Source organism: Nocardia sp. NPDC004722, from assembly GCF_053601505.1.
On the sequence record NZ_JBSGBY010000017.1, the window covers coordinates 1 to 16255 of the forward strand.

Sequence of the window (16255 nt, forward strand, 5' to 3'; positions counted from 1 at the left end):
CTGTCGGTGACCATGCGACTGGCAACCGACAGCATCAAAGCGGGTTATCTGCGCCGGGTGCCTTCACAGCTCGACGGTCGCCGCGCGGTGCTCGAACTCAGCCCCGAAGGGGTGGAGTTCATGGCCCGCTTCCGCAAACAGCAGCGCGCGGCGTTCGAATACATCACCGCCCAGTGGTCGGAGGCTGATCGGCTCGACTTCGCGCGACTGATGCTGCGCTACGTCGATGCCATCGACGATCTCAAGAACCGCAAACCGACCGCGGAAGCCTGAGCGCTTCCGGGTTACCCCATTCCGTACTGGGACGCATCCCGGAACGGATCGTAGTTGGACCCGTAGTCCACCGCCGCGGCGTCGCGGTCGGTCTCCTCGACCCACTCCGTCGGCTCCGGCGGCAGGGCGCGCCACCGCGCCCGCGGATCCGATTCCTCTTTCCCCTTGTCACTCATGGCAACTCCCTCCTGCCCCCGACAGTACCTCGATTGTCAGGACGGGGTGGCGAGTGCGAAGGGGAGAACGGCGTCGGCTCCGGCGGCGCGCAGGGTGCGGGCGGCCATGGTGAAGGTCCAGCCGGTGTCGGTGAGGGCGTCGACCAGCAGGATCGGGCCGTCGACGGCGCTGAGATCCGGTGTCTCCCAGGCATTGTGGAGCGCCGCGACGCGGTGCGCGGAGTTGGCGGCGGAGACCGGCGGGAGGTCGGGGCGCAGGTGCAGGACGCCGAGATCCTGGAGGCGGCCGACCTCGGCGAGGCGGGCGGCGAGGGAGCGTGTCAGGATCGGGCGGTTGCCGGATTCCAGGGCCAGCACCGCGGTGGGCCGCTGGGCCCAATCCCATTCGCGCAGCACCGTTGTGCAGAAACGGAAGACCTCGTCCGGGATCGGAGCGTCGGGGCCGTCGAGCAGCGGGCGCAGGCGCTGACCCCAGCCGAGGTCGCTGAGACGACCCAGCACGCGGCCGGTCTCGGGGCCGTCGGAGATCTTGCCGGACAAGGAGATTCCGAGTTTGGCCAGGCCGGTGGGCCACTGTTTGCGGGGCGCGAGGTCGATGCCGGGGCGGTCGAGGCGGGTGCGGATCTCGGCGAGGGCGGTCTGGTCGATCGTGGTGTCCTGGCGGGTGCCGGTGCAGTTGTCGCAGCGGCCGCAGTGGGTGCCGAGGGCGAGGCCGGGATCGTCGAGTTGGCTGCGCAGGAACGTCATTCGGCAGCCGGTGGTGGCCTCGTAGTCGATCATGGCCTGCTGTTCGGCCTCGCGGGCGACGCTGAGGCGTTCGTAGCGTTCGGTGTCGTAGGTCCAGGGCTCGCCGGTGCCGAGCCAGCCGCCGCGCACCCGGTGCACCGCGCCGTCCACATCGAGGACCTTGAGCACCATTTCGAGGCGGGAGCGGTTGAGCTCCACCAGCGGTTCGAGGGCGGCGGTGGACAGCGGGCGATCGGTGTCCAGGGCGGCGAGCACCGAGCGCACGATGTGCTCGCGAGGGAAGGCGACCGAGGCGAAATAGCTCCAGATCTGACGGTCCTCGCGACCGGGCAGCAACACCACCTCGGCGCGTTCGGTGCCGCGTCCGGCACGACCGACCTGCTGGTAGTAGGAAATGGGGGAGGAGGGTGCGCCCAGGTGCACGACGAAGCCGAGATCGGGCTTGTCGAAACCCATTCCGAGGGCCGAGGTGGCGATGAGCGCCTTCACCTCGTTGTTCAGCAGCGCGACTTCGAGGTGCTCGCGTTCGGTGGGGTCGGTCTGCCCGGTGTAGGCGGCGACGGTGTGGCCGTGGGAGTTCAGCACGTCGGCGAGGTCGTGGGCGGCGGCCACGGTCAGCGTGTAGACGATGCCCGAGCCGGGCAGCTCGTGCAGGCGCTTGCTCAGCCAGGCGGTGCGCTCGACGGCGTCCGCGATGCGGACCACCGACAGGTGCAGGGACTCGCGGTCCAGGCTGCCGCGCAAAACCAGGGTGTCCGTGCCGATCTGGGTGGCGACATCGGTCACCACCCGGTCGTTGGCGGTGGCCGTGGTGGCCAGGACCGGCACGTCGGACCCGAGATCGGCGATGAGCGTGCGGATGCGGCGATAGTCGGGCCGGAAGTCATGCCCCCAGTCGGAGACGCAGTGCGCCTCGTCGATCACGACCAGCCCCGCGTCGGCGGCCAGCTTGGGCAGCACCGAATCCCGGAAGTCCGGATTGTTCAACCGCTCCGGGCTGACCAGCAGCACGTCGACGTCACCGGACGCCACGCGTGCGTGAATGTCGTCCCACTCGGTGACATTCCCCGAATTGATGGTCGCCGCAACGACTCCCGCCCGCTCGGCCGCCGCCACCTGGTTGCGCATCAACGCCAGCAGCGGCGACACGATCACCGTCGGCCCGCGCCCCTGTGCCCGCAGCAGCTTCGCCGAGATGAAGTACACCGCCGACTTGCCCCACCCGGTCCGCTGCACCACCAGCGCCCGCCGCCGCCCCACCACCAGCGCCTCGATGGCCACCCACTGATCCTCCCGCAGCCGCGCCGCGGGCCCCGCCAACTCCCGCAGCAGCCGCTCGGCATCCTCCCGCAATCCGCCCGCGTCAGGCTGGGCAGGGACGAGGTCGCTGGCATTCGAGTCGGCTGAGGTCACGCCGACCATCGTGCCCCACCACACCGACACCGCGCCCGCACCGCCCGCATCTTCGCTCGACTTCGCACCCCCTACTGCCGGCGGGCGGTGGCCGAGTGGGCGGTGACCAGGGTGTCGACCAGGTGGTCGAGGGGGAGCCAGGGGAAGCTGGGGCGGTCTTGGCGGAGGGTGATGAGGCCGTGCATGCCTGCCCAGAGGCATTGGGCGGTGGCGGCGGGGTCGGGGGTGCCGGTGGCGGCCGCGGTGGCGGTGAGCAGTTCCATGGTGGGGAGGCCGGGGAGTTGGCCGGTGGTGGGTTCCCAGCCGGGGGTTCCGGCGGTGCCGAAGAGAACGCGGTAGTGGCCGGGGTGGGTGACGCCGTAGTCGACGAAGGCGTGGCACAGCGCGGAAAGGCGTTCGGCGGCAGCGGTTTCGGGGATCGGTGCGAGGGCGGTCAGCAGGGCCTCGCGCAGTTCGCCGAAGCGGAGCCGGTAGACGGCCGTGAGGAGTTCGCGTTTGTCGGCGAATTGCAGGTAGACGCTCTGGGGCGCGACTCCGGCGGCGCGGGCGACGGCGCGCAACGAGAGGGCTTCCTGGCCGTCGAGGTCTTCGAGCAGGCGGCTGGCGGCGGTGACGAGTTCGTCGCGCAGGCGTGCGCCCTCGCCCCGGCGATTGCGGTTGCGGGCGGTGATGGGTTGATCCGGCACATTGACAGGCTAACAAGACAGGCGTCTACTTACGTTAAGTAGACGCCTGTCTTGTTAGGAAAAGTCATGCTCACCGTGACCCGTGTCGTCCATGCCAGCGCCCTCCTCGATTTCGGCGGAGCCCGAATCCTCACCGACCCGTGGTTGTCGGAGACCCGCTTCTATCGCCAGGGCGAGCCACGCGCCTTCGCCACCGCGGCCGAGCTGCCGGAGTTATCCGGCATCGTCATCAGTCACGGCCACTACGACCACTGCGATCTGGCCGCGCTGATCACCTATCCCGATAAATCCGTGCCCTTCGCGGTGGCGCCGGGACTGGCGAAACAGGTACGCGCGGCGGGATTCGCGAACGTGGTCGAACTCGCGCCCTGGCAGTCCACCCGCCTCGGCCCGGTCGAGGTGACCGCCGCCCCGGCCAGTCACGGCGTCCCCGAGGTGACCTTCGTGCTGCGCGCCGACGGCCACACCGTCTTCTTCGGCGCCGACACCCTGCGCATCGCCGAATTGGACGACATCGCACGGCGTTTCCCGGATCTGGAACTGGCCCTGCTCCCGGTCAACGGGCTCCGCATCCGCCCGGCGTTCAACAAGCAGGTGGTGATGGACGCGGCGGAAGCGGCCGATCTCGCCCGTGTCCTGCGTCCGCGGGTGGCGGTGCCGATCCACTACGCCTTCTCCAGCGGCCCGCTCGGCGACCGTCTCATGACCAAGGGCGACCGCGCGGGCGCGGAGCATTTCCGTGCCGCCGCAGCCGATCTCGCACCCGAGACAACCGTACAAATCCTCCCAACCGGACACGCATTCGCGCTGTAAAACACCGGTGAACAGCGCCTTGGTTGCGGAGCGGTCAAGATCGCGCGGAATCCCGTGGGCGGACGCACAATAGGGTTCCGGGCACGAGGGCGTCCGGGGGTGCGCAGGGAGACGCAGATGCCGGAGAAGTTTCCTTCGCCCGCGGGGTGGACTCCGCCCGGGGCGCAGTTTCGCAGTAGCGGTGGGGTGTCGCGCACGGTGACCGGCGCGCTGGTGGGGTTGCTGATCACCCCCGTCGGCATCGCTCTCGCCGCCCGCGGCGCGGCGGGAACCCGGCAGTGGACGATTCTGGGGGACTTCGCCGACCGGCTCGGCTCGACCTTCGAGATCCTGCTCGCCGCGATCCTGTTCCTGATCGTCGCGGCCATGGCCGCCTATTCGCCCGCGGGCACCATCATCGCCGGGCTGGTATGGGGCGTGCTGCCCGGGATCATCCATTTCATCTTCCCGGACGACACCTTCCGCTTGATCGGCGATCTGCCGGTGTCCGATGACATGCACATCGCGCTGTTCCAGTGGCTGCAAACGGGATTCCCGCTCATCGTGGGCATCCTGCTGGTGGGCGCGGGTGCAGCGGCGACCTTCCGCCGCCGCTGACCCGTCTCACCCCTTCACGCACAGCACCTGACGCAACGTGGCGACGATATCGACCAGGTCGCCCTGGGCCGCGATGACCTGATCGATGTCCTTGTAGGCCGCGGGGATCTCATCGATCACCCCGGCGTCCTTACGCGATTCCACGCCCTCGGTCTGCGCGACCAGATCCGCGACGGTGAACTGCCGCTTGGCCGCGTTGCGGCTCATCCGCCGTCCCGCGCCGTGCGACGCCGACTGGAACGAGGCCGGATTCCCCTTGCCCCGAACCACATACGACCGCGTTCCCATCGACCCCGGAATCAGCGCGAGGTCCCCCGCGCCCGCCCGCACCGCGCCCTTACGGGTCACCAGCATGGGCATCCCGTCGATGACCTCCTCGGCCACATAGTTGTGGTGGCACGAGATGGGCGTCTCGAAACGCACTGCCAGCCCGTCGAATTCGGCGGTGACCGCCTGGCAGACCAGGGCGAGCATGACCGCGCGATTGCGGGCCGCGTACTCCTGCGCCCAGGTCAGGTCGCGCCGATAGGCGTCCATTTCCGGTGTCCCGGAGAGGAATACGGCCAGATCGCGATCCGGCAGGTCGGCATTGTGCGGCAGCGTGCGCGCCACGGCCATGTGCCGCTCGGCGAGTTCCTTGCCGATATTGCGGCTTCCGGAGTGCAGCAGGATCCAGACACGATCCTCCGAATCCAGACAAACCTCGCAGAAGTGATTTCCTCCGCCGAGGGTGCCCATCTGCTTGTGCGCCTTGGACTCACGCGACTGAACGGCGGGATCCAGCGAATCGAACGACTTCCAGAAGCGCTCCCACCCCGCGCGCATGGTGGTGCCCGCTGCGCGCTGGCCGAAAACCTCTGCGTTCAACCGGTTCACGTTCACCGGGTTGTCGTGCGCCCCGAACCCGACGGGCACGGCCGCCTCGATCCGCGACCGCAGCGAGTGCAGGTTATCGGGCAGGTCGGCCGCGGTGAGCGAGGTCAGCACCGCTTCCATCCCGCAGCCGATGTCCACCCCGACGGCCGCCGGGGCGACCGCGTCCTTCATGGCGATGACCGATCCGACCGTCGCCCCCTTGCCCAGGTGCACGTCCGGCATCACCCGTACGCCGTGGACCCATTCCAGTTGCGCGATATTGCGCAGCTGCTGCAGCGCGGCCGGCTCGACCTCGTGCTCGTGGGCCCACATGAGCGTCTGCGCCCGAGTACCGCGCAGCTCGACGGGAAACATTGGACTGTCCTCTCTTTCGACTGCCGTCGAGGGTAGGTGCACCGCCCGTCTCGGTGCACCAGGTTATTTACGGCTCGACGAAGTCGGCGGCGAGGCCGCAGAGTTTCCAGGAGCCGTTGCGGCGGACCATGCTTCCGGTGTAGTCGATGTCCTTGAAGTAGCTGCGGTATTTCTCCGGGACGTTGGTGAAGGTTTCGTGGAATGCGAAGGTCGCGGAGTTCGGGTCGTTTTGCGTGACGCCGGTGACGGTATTGGTGTAGCCCGCGTTCTTCACCTCCGCGCCGAGGTTTTTGTCGAATTGCGGGGTGTACTGGAAAACGATTTCGTCGATGGTGTCGGCGGTTTCCGGGCAGACCAGGGAGCGAAAGCCCTCCCAGTCGCGGGCATTGGAGGTGGCGGCGACGGCCTTGGCGGCATTCACCAATTCCGGATCCAGGGTGGTGGGATCGCCGGGTTCGACCGTCTTATCGGGCGCGTTGAAGACCACCGGCGCGGGCATCGGCTTGTAGCCGCCCGCAGCGAGATTCGCCTCCATGGCACGCCGCCAGCTGCCGTCGTCGATCATCATGCGGATGGCGGAGGTGATGCGGTTCTGCAGGTCGAGATCGCCTTTGTGCACACCGACCCCGTAGCGCTCCCGGGTGAACCGATGTCCGACCACGCGCAACACGCCCGGATGCTCGTGGGCGTATCCGGCCAGGATGACGTCGTCGGTGGTGACGGCGTCGATGGTGCCCGCGATCAGGTCGGACACGCACTGCGCGTAGGTATCCCGGGTGGAGAGCTTCACATTGTGGGCGAAGCTGCGGCGGATCTTGTCGGCGGAGGTGGAGCCCTCGGCGGTGCACACGGTGCGCCCGTCGAGGTCCTCTGGCTGGTCGATGGCGCGTTCGCTCTGGCGCACCAGCAGGTCCTGCCCGGCCAGCAGATAGGGCCCGGCGAAGGAGACCAGTTGCTGGCGGGCGGCGGTGATGGAGTAGGAGGCGACGATGAAATCGACTGTGCCGGAGTTCAACAGGTCCTCGCGCTGCTCGGAGCGGGCTTCGCGCCAGGTGATGTGCTCGGGGGTGACGCCGAGTTTGCTCGCGATGTACACGGCGGTGTCGACGTCGAAGCCGTGGGGTTTGCCGTCCGGTCCCCGGACCGACAGTCCTGGCTGATCGAATTTGATCCCGACGGTGAGCGTGCGCGGGGGTGGCTGCTGCGGCGCGGCGTCGGGTTTGGGGGTGTTGCCGCAGGCTGCCACCGCCAGACCAGCCGTGACGGCGACGGCACGGAAAGCACGCTTCATCGAACCTGATCTCCTGTCGTCGACTCGCACGAATGAACTTCGAAGAACAGCCCCGGGCCGCGGCGCCCGAAGGGCAACCGATCAGCACATGGTGCATCAAATCATCCGAGTTGCAAAAACGTGCGGACATTGCGGAACTATGCGGGCGATTCGCCCTCGTTTCAGTTATTTCCGCAATATTTCAGCGACTTATTGCCGGGTATTTGCGCGCAGGCCGTCGGTGATCACGGCGAAGAGACGATCGGCTAATCCGGGGTCCGCCCCGGCCTCGTGCGCGGAGGCGAAGATGCCCTTGATGATGGCCAGCAGGTCGTCGACGCCGATCTCCGGCCGCACCGCCCCGGCCGCCTGGGCGCGGGAAAGCAGTATGGCCAGTGCCGCTTTGAGCTCCTCCGACGCCGTCCGCGGGAATTGCCCGCCACTGCCGCGCAGCGCGTCGGCCAGGTCGCGTTTCACGCCGCCCTGCAAGACCAGCTTGGCCAGGAATTCGAAGAACACCGTGCCCGGATCGTGCGCCTCGGTCAGTTCGTGCGCGTGTGCGGTGATCCGCTCGACCTGATCGAGGATGGCGGCCTCGAAAAGCGCTTCCTTGGTGGGGAAGTGGCGATACACCGTGCCCGCCCCGACGCCCGCCCGGCGCGCGATCTCGTCGAGCGGCACCGAGATGCCTTCGGCGGCAAAGGCTTCCTGGGCGGCGGCCAGGACCCGCTCGCGATTGCGGCGGGCATCGGCGCGCAGGGGGCGATCGGTCACTCGGACAGCCTACCTATTGGTTGACAAGCGGGGCGCGCGCCCCGAATATTAACCGGGTCCAACGTTCCGTTTTTGGAGGTAGTTGTGTCCACATCCGTCGAAACCCCTCGTGACCTTGTCATTCGTCTCTTCGAGGGGCTGACCTCGCGAGATCCCGCCCGCTTCGCGGCGCTGATGGCCCCGGATGCCGTCTTCGAGGTCCCGTTCCTGATTCCTGGTCAGCCCGCTCGCATCGAGGGCCGCGAGCGGATCCGCGAGTATCTGGCCGAACGCTGGTCCGGCGGGAACATGGCCGGGATCGAGTTGCACGGCATCCGCCCGATCGTGCACGAGACCACCGAACCCGGGCTCTTCATCACCGAATGCGATATCGACATCACCCGCCCGGATCGGCCGCGGGAGTGGGTTCGCAGCTCCGTCAACGTGATTCGCGTGGAGGACGGCCTGGTCACGCTGTTCCGCGACTATATGGACACCGGCCGCATCGTCACGCTGATGGCGTCGCTGGCGCAGCGGGAGGGTTGATATGTGACGCCAATTACACACCGAGTCGTCGACTAACAGTTAGTGCATTAACTATTATTGCCCTAACCAAGAGGAGGGTGGAGCGGTGGAGTCGATGGCCGACACGGTCGATCCGTTGCAGCTGGACCGGCAGGTTTGCTTCGCGCTGGCGGTCGCCAACCGCGCGGTGCTCGCGGTGTACCGTCCGCTGCTCGAGCCGATGGGGCTGACGCATCCGCAGTATCTGGTGATGCTGGCGCTGTGGGGCGAGGCGCCGATGTCGGTCAAGGACATCGGCGAGGCCATTCAGCTCGATTCGCCCACCCTCTCGCCGCTGCTCAAAAGGCTGGAGGCGGCGGGGCTCATCACCCGGCGGCGCGATGCCCACAACGAACGCAGTCTCGTGGTGGATCTGACCGAGGCCGGGCGCGAGCTGCGTCGCGAGGCCGAGAAGATCCCGCCCGCGGTGGTGGCGCGGCTGGGGGTGAGCCTGGCCGATCTCGAGGAGTTGCGCGAGGTGCTCGGCAGGGTCAATGCCGCGGCGCGGCGATCGGTGCTCGCCGGTCCGGAAGATCTCGCGGACCACGGAGAGTCGACGAAGGGAAACCGGAAATGAAGCGCCCCAACCCTGTTCAGTGGCTCGGCTACTCGTTCGGGCGCGTGCTGCCCGAGGACCTGCGGGAGTGGGTGCGCAACGATCTCACCGGCACCTGGGCGGTGCCGCGTCATATCGTGCGCCAAATGGTGCCGCTGCTCCCGGTTTTCGCGCTGGCGTTCCTGCTGCCGGGTGAGCTGGCGTTGAAACTGGCGGTGATTCTGCTGGGTGTGCTGCTGGCGTTGTTCTACATCGTGGCGTACATGCCGATGAATCGCGCGCACCGGCTGGTGAAGCACGGCTTCCCCGAGGATTTGGAGAACCCGACGCGGGCGGCCCGTCGTGCCGCCGAGCGCGCGGCCTATGAGGCTCAGTACCCGCACTGAGCCCGTCCGGCCTACGGGATTTCGTGGTTACTGAAAGCCGTTGGTGCAGGTGCTGGCGACCACGTGGGCGGCGACCGCCTGGGCGCTGCCCAGATCCGGGAACGGGGGAGCACTCTGGCCCAGCCCGGCGACGGCGTTCTGCTGGGCCTCGTCGAGGCTGCCGCCGACGGCCCAGCCCCAGGTGCCGTCCGCGCCCTGGGCGACCGCGCCGCAGCCGTCGGTGAAGCGCAGCACGATCTCGCAGTCGTAGTTGGCGCAGCTGCGGATGGCGGCGGCGTCGGCGGCGACCTTGCTGGTGTCGGATTCGGCGACGGCGCTGTTCTTCAGGCGCGAGAGCGCCAGGGTGCCATAGCTCCCGGGTGCGGCGTGGGCAGTTCCGGCGAGCGCGGCGGCGAGGGTCATGGCCGCCAGAGCGGTGCCTGTCACGGACGAGATGTGGCGTGCGACCGACAAGTGATTTCCTCACGTTTCAAACGGATGAACGCAAGCGATGCTAACCCCTCCGGTTGTGAACCCACTGGGAATTTCACATGACGGGTGTTCGGGCCAGGGCGCGGCGCAGCGCCTCGAACGCGGTTGTGTTGGCGCGCTCGGTTTCTCGTAGATGGAAGGCCATGGACATGAAGCCGTGCACGGTGCCGTTCCAGCGGTGGATCTCGGTGTCGATGCCCGCGTCGCGCAGCAGCCGCCCGTAGATCTCGCCCTCGTCGCGCAGCGGATCGAATTCGGCGGTCGCGATGTGGGCGGGCGGCAGCCCGGTCAGGTCGGCGATCAGCGGATTGGCGTAGGGGTCGGAGCGTTCGGCGTCCGAGGACAGATACTGCTGCCAATACCAGCGCAGATGAGCCGCCGTGGTGAAGTAGCCCTCGGCATTGGAGGCGTAGGACCCGCTGTCGCAGTTCGGGTCCAGCATCGGGTACATGAGCAGCTGGAAGGCGATGTCGGGTCCGCCGTTGTCGCGGGCGGTGATGGCCGCGACGGTGGCGAGGTTGCCGCCGGCGCTGTCCCCGGCCACGGCGAGGCGGTCCGGATCGCCGCCCAGGGATTCGGCATTGTCGGCCACCCAGCGCAGCACCGCGTAGGCGTCGTCGGCGGCGGCCGGGAAGCGCGCGTCGGGGGCGCGGCGATAGTCGACCGAGACCACGATGACCCCGGCGGCGTTGGCCATGGTGCGGCAGAACCGGTCGTGGGAATCCAAGCCGCACAGCACGAATCCGCCGCCGTGATAGAAGACCACCACGCCCGGAACGGCTTCGGCGTCCAGCGGCCGGTACAGCCGCACCGGAACCTCGGGGGCGTCTTCGGGGCCGGGAACCAGCCAGTCCTCCACCGCCGCAACGGGAATCGGTTCGACGGTGGGGGCGGGGCGGGCGGCCAGGAAGGCCCGCGCTTCGGCGGCGTCGAGCACCTCGGTGCCCAGCGCCGGGAACGCCGCGGCGGCGGCGTCGACGAAGGTCTGCCATTCGGGCGACAGGGTCATTGCGGGCCTTCCTGGATCTCGCTGCGCTACTGCATGTTTCGTGGAATGAACTTGCCCGCCGCGAGCCCGCCGTCGACGGTCACCTCCGCGCCGGTGATGTAGGCCGAGGCATCCGACGCCAGGAAGGCGACCAGTTCGGCGACCTCCTCGGGCAGGCCGGTGCGCTCCAGCGGCAGGGTCGGGAAGCTGCCGGGGCCGGTGGTCAGGTAGGGGACCATCGGGGTGGCGATCGGGCCGGGATGCACGGAGTTGACCCGGATCTGGGCGGGACCGAGCTCCAGGGCGGAGATCTTGGACAGGCCGCGCAGACCCCACTTGGAGGAGCCGTAGGCGGAGTGGTTCATCAGGCCCTCGAGCCCGGCCTGCGAGGAGATGTTCACGATGGAACCGCCGCCCGCCGCGGTCATGGCGGGCAGTACGGCCTTGATGCCGCGGAACGCGCCGACCAGGTTGACCTGCAGGATCCGATCCAGCTCTTCGGGGCTGGTCTCGGTGAGCGGCTTCATGATGTAGATGGCGGCATTGTTGACCAGCACGTCGAGCTTGCCGAAGGTGTCGACGGCGACGGCGACCGCGGCGTCCCAGCTGTCGGCGTCGGTGACGTCGTGGCGCACGAAACGCGCTGCCTCGCCGAGGGATTCGGCGAGTTCCTTGCCCTCGGTCTCGAGCACGTCGGTGATGACCACCTGTGCGCCGCGCTCGACGAACAGGCGCGCCTCGGCCGCGCCCTGGCCGCGCGCGGCACCGGTGATCAGGGCGACTTTGCCTGTCAGATCAGCCATTTCGACTTCCTTCTGTCTGTTCTACTTGTTTCTGAAGTGGGGGATGACCTTCTCGCCCCACTGGCGGATGGTCTCCAGGCATGCGGCTTGTGGCACGGTGCCCATCTGGATGAGGCACAGGATCTCGTCGGCCCCGGCGGCTTGCAGGCGTTCGACATACGCGATGGCGTCGTCGGCATTGCCGTAGGCGTGCTCGGTATTGAAGATGGCGGTGGATCCGGACTTCACCGGGATCTTGGCCTCGTGCAGGAAAGCCACGTGCTCGTCGGCGATTTCGCGCATCTTGGCGATCTCGTCGACGCCGGGCTCCACTGCCTCGTCGGGCACCGGGCCCGCACCGTAGTAGTACTTGATGGACTGGGCGAAGAACCGCTGCCCGCGCGCGCCGATCTGCTGGGCCTGCTCGCGGTCGTCGAGCACGATGGTCGGGCACAGCGCGGCGAAGTGGTCGTTGACGACGGTGGAGACGAAGCGTTCCCCGGTGCGCGCGGCGATGGCGTCGTCGTAGATGCCGCGCAGTTCGGCGATCTCCTCGATACCGGCGAAACCCAGGACCAGCGCGCCGATTCCGTAGTCGGCGGCCAGTTTCAGGGTGTCCTTCTTGGTGCACGCCATGAACAGCGGCGGATGCGGGCGTTGTACCGGGCGTGGCAGCAGGTGATGCGGGTCGATATCCAAAAGCTCACCGTGGTATTCGAATTCGCCTTCGGGGTCCTGCCAGGCAGTGGCGATCATTCGCAGTGATTCCTCGACCTCCTGATAGGTGCGGTCGGGATCGACGCCGCACATGGAGGTTTCGACGGCGGTCGCGCCGCGACCCGCCCCGAGGTTGAGGCGGCCGCCGGAGAGCACGTCGAGCATGGCCGCGCGTTCGGCGGTGCGGACGGGATGGTTGAAGCCGAAGGGCATGCAGACCACGCCGTGACCGATGCGCACCCGCTCGGTCTTGGCGGCCACATAGGTCAGGAAGATCTCCGGTGCGCTCATGTGCGCGTACCACTTGAGCCCGTGATGCTCGACGGCCCAGACGGCGTCGAACCCCATCTCGTCGGCGAGCACCGCCTGTTCGACGCAGTCGCGCAGCACCTGCGCCTCGTGGGCGGCGGTCGGGTCGGTCATCTGCGCCTCGAAGATCATCGAGAACTTCATCCGGACTCCTTGCGCGACGCTTCCGCACCCCCATGGGGCCTTTATGTCTAACCGGAATACTTCTGCACTCATAACCTCAGGTCATCGGGATGTCTCAGTGGCCGGGACCACACCGTGCCGCCTTCGCGCATCCGGACTTAGCGTCGGGAGACGAGCAGAGGAAGGCAGGATTCGGTGGGACAGCTGGACGGCAAGGTGGCGCTGGTGACCGGTGGCGCGCGCGGCATGGGAGCGGAGCATGTGCGCCGCTTCGTGGCCGAGGGCGCGAAGGTCGTGTTCGGTGACGTGCTCGACGACGAGGGCAAGGCCCTGGCGGCGGAGCTGGGCGACGCCGTCCACTATGTGCACCACGATGTCACCAGCGAATCCGATTGGCAGTCAGCTGTTTCCGCGGCCACCACCCGGTTCGGCAAGCTGGACGTGCTGGTCAACAATGCCGGGATCCTGCGGTTCAAGCGGATCGTGGAGATGAGCCTGGACGAGTTCCAGACCATCATGAACATCAACGTGACCGGGTCATTCCTCGGCATCAAGACGGCCGCGCCCGCCCTCACCACCGCCGGCGGCGGGTCCATCGTGAATGTCTCCTCGGTCGAGGGCTTCGTCGGTGCGGCCGGGCTTTCCGCCTACAGCGCAAGCAAATTCGCGTTGCGCGGGCTCACCAAGTCGGCCGCGCGGGAGCTGGGTCACTCGGGTATCCGGGTGAACTCGATTCATCCCGGCGGCATCGCCACCCCCATGACCGCGTCCGTGGCGGGCGCGTCCGGGGTGGACGGCAACAGTTTCTTCTCCGAATTGCCCATTCCGCGCTGGGGTCAGCCGGTCGAGGTGTCCGAGGTGGCGTTGTTCCTGGCGTCGGATGCCTCGAGCTATTGCACCGGAGGCGAATTCGTCGTCGACGGCGGCATGCTGACCAGCTGCGGCTATTAAGGATCGAGATTCATGGAATTCGAATTCGACGTCGTCGTCGTGGGTTCGGGCGCGGCGGGCATGACCGCCGCATTGACCGCCGCCTACCGGGGCCTGTCGGTCACCCTGATCGAGAAGAGCAGCCTCTTCGGCGGGTCCACCGCGCGCTCGGGCGGCGGCATCTGGGTGCCGAACAACCCGGTGTTGCAGGCCGCGGGGGTGCCGGACAGCCCGGAGATGGCCCGCACCTACCTGAAAGCCGTTGTCGGCGAGCGGGTTCCGGAAGCCAAGCAGCGGGCGTTCCTGGAGCAGGGCCCGGAGATGTTCCGCTATATCGGCGCTCGCTCCAAGCATTGGGCGTTCGCCTACGACCGCGGCTATTCCGACTACCACCCCGAGTTCCCGGGCGGGCTGGCGCAGGGCCGCAGCATCGAGCCCAAGATCATCGACGGCCGTCTGCTCGGCGCGGATCTGGACAAGATCAACCGCCCGACCATGTCCGCGCCCAAGGGCATCGCCATCACGGTCAAGGACTTCCACGACCTGAACATGATCGCGCGCACCTGGGCGGGTAAGAAGACCGCGATCAAGGTGGGCGCGCAGACCGCGCTGAACATGATCAAGGGTGCGAAGCCGCTGAGCCTGGGCAAGGCCCTCGCGGCGCGGCTGTGGCTGTCGCTGCGGGACGCGGGCGTGCCGGTGTGGCTCAACACCCCGCTCACCGAGCTGATCGTAGAGAACGGCGTGGTGGTCGGCATTCACGCCGAGCACGAGGGCCGTCCGGTCACCATCAAGGCGCGCCGCGGCGTGGTGCTGGCCGCGGGCGGCTTCGAGCACAACCTGGAGATGCGTAAGCAGTACATCGACGGGCCGCAGGACACCGGCTGGACCGTCGGCGCGACCGAGAATGTCGGCGAGGGCATCCTGGCGGGTCAGAAGGCCGGTGCCGCAGTCGATCTCATGGACGACGCCTGGTGGGGTCCGTCCGTGCGCAACCCCGACGGGCCGCCGTTCTTCATGCTGGCCGAGCGCTCGCAGCCCGGCGCGATCGTGGTCGACGCCAACGGTCAGCGCTTCGTCAACGAGTCCGCGCCGTACGTGAATGTCGTGCACACCATGTACGAGCAGGAGAAGAAGGCCCCCGGCAGCATTCCGGCGCACTTCATCTTCGATCAGAACTTCCGCGACCGGTACCTGTTCCTGGGCAACTTCCCCAAGCGTCCGTTGCCGCAGAAGTACTTCGACGCGGGCATCATCAAGCAGGCCGACACCCTCGCCGAGTTGGCCGCCAAGCTGGGCATTCCCGCCGACAGCCTGGCAGCCACCGTGCAGCGCTTCAACGGGTTCGCCGCGAAGGGCCGCGATGAGGACTTCCTGCGCGGCGATTCGGCCTACGACCGCTACTACGGCGATCCGACCGTCAAGCCCAACCCGACCCTGGCTCCGCTCGAGCGCGGCCCGTTCTACGCGGTCGAGATGGTGCCTGGCGATCTGGGCACCAAGGGTGGACTGGTCACCGATGAGCACTCCCGCGTGCTCGACGATCAGGGCGCGGTGATTCCGGGCTTGTACTCGGCGGGCAACAACTCCGCCGCGGTGATGGGCAACGACTATGCGGGTGCGGGCGCGACCATCGGCCCCGCCATGGTGTTCGGCTACATCGCCGCCAACCATCTCGCCGATCTCGAAACCACAGAGGCACAGGAGAACTGACATGGGACGGGTCGATTCGAAGGTCGTCATCGTCACCGGTGGTGCGCGTGGCATGGGGGCGGCATTCGCCCGCAAGCTGGCGGCCGAGGGCGCGCAGGTGGTGATCACCGATGTGCTGATCGAGGCCGGTGAGGCCGTCGCCGCCGAAATCGGTGACGCGGCACGGTTTTTCCCACTGGACGTGACCGACGAGGCGGCCTGGAACGACGTGGTCGCGCGGACCGAGGCGGCGTTCGGGCCGGTGTCGGGTCTGGTCAACAACGCGGGCATCGTGCACGTGGACCCGATCGAGAAGCTCTCGGAAGCCGACTACCGCAAGGTGATCGACGTCAACCAGGTCGGTGTGTTCCTCGGCATGAAGGCCGTCATCGGGTCCATGCGCCGGGCCGGGGTGGGGTCGATCGTGAACATCTCCTCGACCGGCGGGCTCATCGGCTACAACAACATCCTCGGCTACGTCGCCTCCAAGTGGGCGGTGCGCGGCATGAGCAAAACGGCCGCACAGGAATTCGCGGCCGACAATGTCCGCGTCAACTCGGTGCACCCGGGGATCGTGGCCACCGAAATGGTCGCGACCTCGGACCGCTCGGCCAATATCGCGGCCAATCAGCCCATTGCCCGGCCCGCACGCCCCGAGGAACTCGCCAACCTGGTCCTGTTCCTCATCTCCGACGACTCCTCCTACAGCACCGGCTCCGAATTCGTGGCCGACGGCGGCTTCACCTCTCAGTAGTAACTCCGTTGCGAGACAAGGAAAC

The 16255-nt window shown here is 67.7% G+C and carries 18 protein-coding genes and 1 pseudogene; 9 read left to right on the top strand and 10 right to left on the bottom strand.

Annotation, left to right across the window (positions count from 1 at the left end; all coding sequences use genetic code 11):
- Window positions 1–273: pseudogene (locus ACWELQ_RS03885) on the top strand (MarR family transcriptional regulator); the annotation flags it as partial.
- 11 nt (window positions 274–284) lie between these two features.
- On the opposite strand, the gene ACWELQ_RS03890 reads toward ACWELQ_RS03885, so the two are convergent.
- From ACWELQ_RS03890 to ACWELQ_RS03900, 3 genes are all read right to left on the bottom strand, one after another.
- Window positions 285–449 (bottom strand): hypothetical protein, encoded by a 165-nt coding sequence (locus ACWELQ_RS03890; protein ID WP_452395513.1) that lies wholly within the window; start codon window positions 447–449, stop codon window positions 285–287.
- Between the two features lie 36 nt (window positions 450–485).
- Window positions 486–2618: a RecQ family ATP-dependent DNA helicase gene (locus ACWELQ_RS03895; RefSeq protein WP_452395514.1), complete on the bottom strand. Its 2133-nt coding sequence runs from the start codon at window positions 2616–2618 to the stop codon at window positions 486–488.
- A gap of 62 nt (window positions 2619–2680) precedes the next feature.
- The gene (locus tag ACWELQ_RS03900; RefSeq protein ID WP_452395515.1) at window positions 2681–3295 is read right to left on the bottom strand and encodes a TetR/AcrR family transcriptional regulator; all 615 of its coding nucleotides are present in this window, start codon (window positions 3293–3295) and stop codon (window positions 2681–2683) included.
- Between the two features lie 66 nt (window positions 3296–3361).
- On the opposite strand from ACWELQ_RS03900, the gene ACWELQ_RS03905 reads away from it, so the two are divergent.
- The gene (locus tag ACWELQ_RS03905) at window positions 3362–4108 is read left to right on the top strand and encodes an MBL fold metallo-hydrolase (RefSeq protein ID WP_452395516.1); all 747 of its coding nucleotides are present in this window, start codon (window positions 3362–3364) and stop codon (window positions 4106–4108) included.
- Window positions 4109–4225: 117 nt separating this feature from the next.
- On the top strand, window positions 4226–4705 hold the full coding sequence (locus ACWELQ_RS03910; protein WP_452395517.1) for a hypothetical protein: 480 nt from the start codon (window positions 4226–4228) through the stop codon (window positions 4703–4705).
- Window positions 4706–4711: 6 nt separating this feature from the next.
- On the opposite strand, the gene ACWELQ_RS03915 is transcribed toward ACWELQ_RS03910, so the two are convergent.
- The 3 genes from ACWELQ_RS03915 to ACWELQ_RS03925 form a co-directional block, all read right to left on the bottom strand.
- Window positions 4712–5935 (bottom strand): RtcB family protein, encoded by a 1224-nt coding sequence (locus tag ACWELQ_RS03915; protein WP_452395518.1) that lies wholly within the window; start codon window positions 5933–5935, stop codon window positions 4712–4714.
- 67 nt (window positions 5936–6002) lie between these two features.
- Window positions 6003–7226, bottom strand: coding sequence for a glutamate ABC transporter substrate-binding protein (locus ACWELQ_RS03920; RefSeq protein WP_452395519.1), 1224 nt, complete (start codon window positions 7224–7226; stop codon window positions 6003–6005).
- A gap of 189 nt (window positions 7227–7415) precedes the next feature.
- On the bottom strand, window positions 7416–7979 hold the full coding sequence (locus ACWELQ_RS03925) for a TetR/AcrR family transcriptional regulator (protein WP_452395520.1): 564 nt from the start codon (window positions 7977–7979) through the stop codon (window positions 7416–7418).
- Between the two features lie 84 nt (window positions 7980–8063).
- Between ACWELQ_RS03925 and ACWELQ_RS03930 the strand changes: the two genes are divergently transcribed.
- The 3 genes from ACWELQ_RS03930 to ACWELQ_RS03940 all read left to right on the top strand — a co-directional run bounded on the left by ACWELQ_RS03930 (window position 8064) and on the right by ACWELQ_RS03940 (window position 9464).
- Complete coding sequence (locus tag ACWELQ_RS03930) at window positions 8064–8504, top strand: nuclear transport factor 2 family protein (RefSeq protein WP_452395521.1); 441 nt, start codon at window positions 8064–8066, stop codon at window positions 8502–8504.
- Window positions 8505–8598: 94 nt separating this feature from the next.
- Window positions 8599–9099 (top strand): MarR family winged helix-turn-helix transcriptional regulator, encoded by a 501-nt coding sequence (locus tag ACWELQ_RS03935; RefSeq protein WP_452395522.1) that lies wholly within the window; start codon window positions 8599–8601, stop codon window positions 9097–9099.
- Window positions 9096–9464, top strand: a complete 369-nt coding sequence (locus tag ACWELQ_RS03940) for a DUF5313 family protein (RefSeq protein WP_452395523.1) — start codon at window positions 9096–9098, stop codon at window positions 9462–9464. The genes ACWELQ_RS03935 and ACWELQ_RS03940 overlap by 4 nt, the downstream gene beginning before the upstream one ends.
- 27 nt (window positions 9465–9491) lie before the next feature.
- Here ACWELQ_RS03940 and ACWELQ_RS03945 read toward each other — a convergent pair whose 3' ends face one another.
- From ACWELQ_RS03945 to ACWELQ_RS03960, 4 genes are all read right to left on the bottom strand, one after another.
- The gene (locus ACWELQ_RS03945; RefSeq protein WP_452395524.1) at window positions 9492–9890 is read right to left on the bottom strand and encodes a DUF4189 domain-containing protein; all 399 of its coding nucleotides are present in this window, start codon (window positions 9888–9890) and stop codon (window positions 9492–9494) included.
- 100 nt (window positions 9891–9990) lie between these two features.
- Window positions 9991–10944 (bottom strand): alpha/beta hydrolase, encoded by a 954-nt coding sequence (locus ACWELQ_RS03950; RefSeq protein WP_452395525.1) that lies wholly within the window; start codon window positions 10942–10944, stop codon window positions 9991–9993.
- A 26-nt stretch (window positions 10945–10970) separates the two neighbouring features.
- Window positions 10971–11726 (bottom strand): SDR family NAD(P)-dependent oxidoreductase, encoded by a 756-nt coding sequence (locus ACWELQ_RS03955; RefSeq protein WP_452395526.1) that lies wholly within the window; start codon window positions 11724–11726, stop codon window positions 10971–10973.
- Between the two features lie 21 nt (window positions 11727–11747).
- Window positions 11748–12875 carry an LLM class flavin-dependent oxidoreductase gene (locus tag ACWELQ_RS03960; protein ID WP_452395527.1) on the bottom strand — a complete coding sequence of 376 codons (1128 nt, stop codon included), beginning with the start codon at window positions 12873–12875 and terminating at the stop codon, window positions 11748–11750.
- Between the two features lie 174 nt (window positions 12876–13049).
- Between ACWELQ_RS03960 and ACWELQ_RS03965 the strand changes: the two genes are divergently transcribed.
- From ACWELQ_RS03965 to ACWELQ_RS03975, 3 genes are read left to right on the top strand one after another with little or no spacing between them, the layout of a single operon-like run.
- The gene (locus tag ACWELQ_RS03965; protein ID WP_452395528.1) at window positions 13050–13805 is read left to right on the top strand and encodes a glucose 1-dehydrogenase; all 756 of its coding nucleotides are present in this window, start codon (window positions 13050–13052) and stop codon (window positions 13803–13805) included.
- 12 nt (window positions 13806–13817) lie between these two features.
- Window positions 13818–15497, top strand: a complete 1680-nt coding sequence (kstD, locus tag ACWELQ_RS03970; protein ID WP_452395529.1) for a 3-oxosteroid 1-dehydrogenase — start codon at window positions 13818–13820, stop codon at window positions 15495–15497.
- Between the two features lies 1 nt (window position 15498).
- Window positions 15499–16230, top strand: a complete 732-nt coding sequence (locus tag ACWELQ_RS03975) for a glucose 1-dehydrogenase (protein WP_452395530.1) — start codon at window positions 15499–15501, stop codon at window positions 16228–16230.
- Window positions 16231–16255: the final 25 nt, after the last annotated feature.

What these genes read in the sequence shown, in the direction of transcription:
- ACWELQ_RS03890 (WP_452395513.1), bottom strand. Translation starts at nt 449, where the DNA reads ATGAGTGACAAGGGGAAAGAGGAATCGGATCCGCGGGCGCGGTGGCGC.
- ACWELQ_RS03895 (WP_452395514.1), bottom strand. Translation starts at nt 2,618, where the DNA reads ATGGTCGGCGTGACCTCAGCCGACTCGAATGCCAGCGACCTCGTCCCT.
- ACWELQ_RS03905 (WP_452395516.1), top strand. Translation starts at nt 3,362, where the DNA reads ATGCTCACCGTGACCCGTGTCGTCCATGCCAGCGCCCTCCTCGATTTC.
- ACWELQ_RS03910 (WP_452395517.1), top strand. Translation starts at nt 4,226, where the DNA reads ATGCCGGAGAAGTTTCCTTCGCCCGCGGGGTGGACTCCGCCCGGGGCG.
- ACWELQ_RS03915 (WP_452395518.1), bottom strand. Translation starts at nt 5,935, where the DNA reads ATGTTTCCCGTCGAGCTGCGCGGTACTCGGGCGCAGACGCTCATGTGG.
- ACWELQ_RS03920 (WP_452395519.1), bottom strand. Translation starts at nt 7,226, where the DNA reads ATGAAGCGTGCTTTCCGTGCCGTCGCCGTCACGGCTGGTCTGGCGGTG.
- ACWELQ_RS03935 (WP_452395522.1), top strand. Translation starts at nt 8,599, where the DNA reads ATGGCCGACACGGTCGATCCGTTGCAGCTGGACCGGCAGGTTTGCTTC.
- ACWELQ_RS03940 (WP_452395523.1), top strand. Translation starts at nt 9,096, where the DNA reads ATGAAGCGCCCCAACCCTGTTCAGTGGCTCGGCTACTCGTTCGGGCGC.
- ACWELQ_RS03950 (WP_452395525.1), bottom strand. Translation starts at nt 10,944, where the DNA reads ATGACCCTGTCGCCCGAATGGCAGACCTTCGTCGACGCCGCCGCCGCG.
- ACWELQ_RS03955 (WP_452395526.1), bottom strand. Translation starts at nt 11,726, where the DNA reads ATGGCTGATCTGACAGGCAAAGTCGCCCTGATCACCGGTGCCGCGCGC.
- ACWELQ_RS03960 (WP_452395527.1), bottom strand. Translation starts at nt 12,875, where the DNA reads ATGAAGTTCTCGATGATCTTCGAGGCGCAGATGACCGACCCGACCGCC.
- kstD (WP_452395529.1), top strand. Translation starts at nt 13,818, where the DNA reads ATGGAATTCGAATTCGACGTCGTCGTCGTGGGTTCGGGCGCGGCGGGC.
- ACWELQ_RS03975 (WP_452395530.1), top strand. Translation starts at nt 15,499, where the DNA reads ATGGGACGGGTCGATTCGAAGGTCGTCATCGTCACCGGTGGTGCGCGT.